3 protein-coding genes are annotated in these 2,936 nt (G+C 41.2%); 1 reads left to right on the top strand and 2 read right to left on the bottom strand.

What is annotated here, in order from left to right:
• A partial coding sequence (locus FWF39_RS12250; protein ID WP_343383719.1) for a hypothetical protein occupies positions 1 to 1,177 on the top strand: 1,177 nt, incomplete at its 5' end.
• Positions 1,178 to 1,186: 9 nt separating this feature from the next.
• On the opposite strand, the gene FWF39_RS12245 is transcribed toward FWF39_RS12250, so the two are convergent.
• Both FWF39_RS12245 and FWF39_RS12240 read right to left on the bottom strand, forming a co-directional pair.
• A complete protein-coding gene (locus FWF39_RS12245; RefSeq protein ID WP_343383718.1) occupies positions 1,187 to 2,323 on the bottom strand; it encodes a hypothetical protein in 1,137 nt (378 codons plus the stop codon).
• A gap of 354 nt (positions 2,324 to 2,677) precedes the next feature.
• The coding region (locus FWF39_RS12240) for a hypothetical protein (protein ID WP_343383717.1) at positions 2,678 to 2,936 on the bottom strand (259 nt) is incomplete at its 5' end.

Genomic DNA, 2,936 nt, shown 5'->3' with positions numbered 1-2,936 from the left:
GGGTGCGGTCTCGGGCTTTTTTGGAGGCGGCATTGGAGGTGGGGGCGGTGGTATGCGCATGGGTTCCATGGGTGGGGGTATGCGTGGCATGGGTTACATGGTGACGGGTACAATGAATAGGCAGAAAGCTCCTGCACAAGAATTCCTAAACAACAGAGCAGGATCCACCCTAAACGCCGCCTTATACAAAAACTCTGCAGGCGACGTACTCCCAACAGCTACACCTGAAGCAAGTGCACATTTTATGGAAGAGCTTGTCAAGAAGTCAAACGAGGACGTATATGCTGGTTATGTTGCAGGCAACTATCCAGAGATAGCAGAGAATCTCAAAGATCCACGTGCGGCTGGGTTTGAGATAAAGCGACATCTACAAACGTTGCCACCCGAAGTAGCATATAGCAACTGGCAAAGAGCCCAAAACCAAGGCAACCTACCCAAAGAAGGGCGTTCAATATTCTATCAATATGCTCGTGACGAAGTGGGAACAAACAGAGAAACCGTGACGGCCATAAAAAAGGGTCTATACGTACCCAATCTCGAAGCTTTGGATACTGCACCTCGCTTTGCCATAGACACTTTCAACACAGGTGCAGTCACAGAAAAAGGAACAGTCGCAAATGCAAAAATCTTTGCAGCAGTAAAACAACTAGGCACACCAGAAAATCAACGAGACATTGACCATTTAGCCGAAAAAGACTTTCAAAATGCATCCCCTGATAGTTTGGGCAAGACTTTTTCACAGATTTCAGGGGTAAAGATGACCGCAAAAGAGCAAAGAACTTACGGGTATGCTATGGCAAAAGTTCGTAGTGTAGTGGTTATGCGAAATCCGACCTTAGCTAACAACATAGCCCATTATACCATGGGAGATGGTAAAGACAAGTTTTCTTGTTTAATGAATGATGAAAAGTTTACCACACAAGCAGTAAAAGATATGGAATCACAGGGAACAAGTGCATGGTTCGCAAACACCTTAAACGTAAAACAAACAGAAGTGCCTTCATCAGAAAGCTTATTCAAAACCCAACCAACCAAACCTACCAATAATGGTAACATTCCAGTTAATAACCCAACTCTAAATCAGGTTATTTCGCCTAAACAACCAAAAAATAAGCCAGTAACTTTAGGGGACATGCAAAAAAGAGACTTTGAAGGAGGAGAAAGGAAACGATGGTAAAAGAGTCGCTCAGGTTATGTAGGCGGCTTGTTTTTTTAGTTCTTGCTCAATCGGAGTTATTTCAGGTAGTATTTTTTTCACTTTTTCGATAAATAGATTTGCGTAATAACATGCCTTTGCAGGATCAATCGCATCTAGACTAAGGGCCGTACTGTAGAATCGAAGAAGCTCGGAATCGTTAACCAAGTTTACGACTTTTTCAACGGTTTTTATATCAAAAGGTAATACTTTTGTTGGGGGCCATAGGGCGTGTATTCCAAGTTTGGCGGTTAATGCGTCATAGGCGGCTTGAGTTGCTCCCAGAGCTTTTGTCTGTTGCAAGTATTTATCGGCCAGTCTAAGTTCCCATTGGATGTATGAGTCTTTTATGTTGATTTCCCGTTTCTTTCCTGTAACAAGGTCATCTTGAAAACCCTCTATCAGTGGATCGCAATCAAAGAGGTCGGTGTAGAAGGCTATTGATTCGCTTTCGATATCGCATAACTTTATAATTTCGCTAACTATCCAGCAGGTTACTCTGTCATTTTTCCATCGGCTGTAACTATATACAGTTGTCAAGGTTGATAGATAACCGCGCATGATGGAGTGTAGTTCTTCTTTATTTTGTGTGGCTTCTTTTAGTTTTTTTTCGGCGAATTCGTATCGGATTTGCGGCACTTGATAGAATATTTCGGGGTCGTTGGTATCCATTTTTTCAAATAGTGTTTTCCAGGTTGTTGAGTCGTAGCTCATTTTTTCAACGACTAATTTGGCGGTTTCTAATAGTTTGTCTTGGATGGTTTTTTCGTTTTTCATTTTTGCCAGTACGTAGTCATGTATGAGTTGGGCTGACCAGTCAACATGGTTGAGGTCGCGGAGGTATTTTTGGAAAATTTCTTCTTTGGGTAGATTGCCAAAAAAGTATTTACCAGGCATATAGTGGTAGGCTACGTATCGTTTTGCCTGTAGAATCTTCCATTCTTTATCTTTGTATGTTTCAATGTGTTCGCATTGTGTGCATTTGGTGGTTTTTGTTTGGTCATCAAACACGAGCTTGTTTTTCTCTTTATTGCATTGGCGGCACCAGTCTCTACTGTCAGACCACACAGTAAAGTTCCACTCATCAAACACTTGTCTTTCTTCTTGCTTTGTTATGGTGTTACTCATTTGCCCAACCTCCAATGGTAAGCAGACTTACTTTCGGTCTTTTAAACATTAACCCACACAACCTAACACTACCTAATAACACATATGCATAACAACCTCTTATACTGTCTAAGCGTTCAAACGCACATAAACTCATTTTCTCACCAAACTAACATGCTTCTAAAATTAAAAAACCACACAATCCCCATACGAGATACGCACTATAATGGAGAATGCACAAACAAGGTGATTCGTGAAATTAATCCAGACGTTGTCTGGAAAATTGACGGTGTCATATTATTTGGAATTGTTAGCAGTTCAAAAGGATGCCCATTTTTTATGGGCAAAAGTGTGTAACATAGGTGTTGAGCGGTGTTATTGAAGTAGGGCTTGGATGTGGGGGTCTTGTTCTTCTTTGGATAGGTCGAGAAATCTTGTGAAGGGTATGGTGCACCATTTTGGGGTTAGAAATATTTGTCCAAATTTCCAATACCCATTTTGGGCTTGTTCAAGAAGACTTTTTTGCAGAGGATTTTTTGGTGTAAGTCGTACTTGGGCTTTTTTGGGGTGTTTAGTTGGAAAAACCAGTCGTTCACCATCAAGCTTTACTATTCTTTGACTAACAACTACAAAG

It is taken from the genome of Candidatus Bathycorpusculum sp. (genome assembly GCF_009778815.1).
GTDB classification, from domain to species: domain Archaea; phylum Thermoproteota; class Bathyarchaeia; order Bathyarchaeales; family Bathycorpusculaceae; genus Bathycorpusculum; species Bathycorpusculum hydrogenotrophicum.
This window is presented reverse-complemented; position numbering and strand designations above follow the sequence as displayed.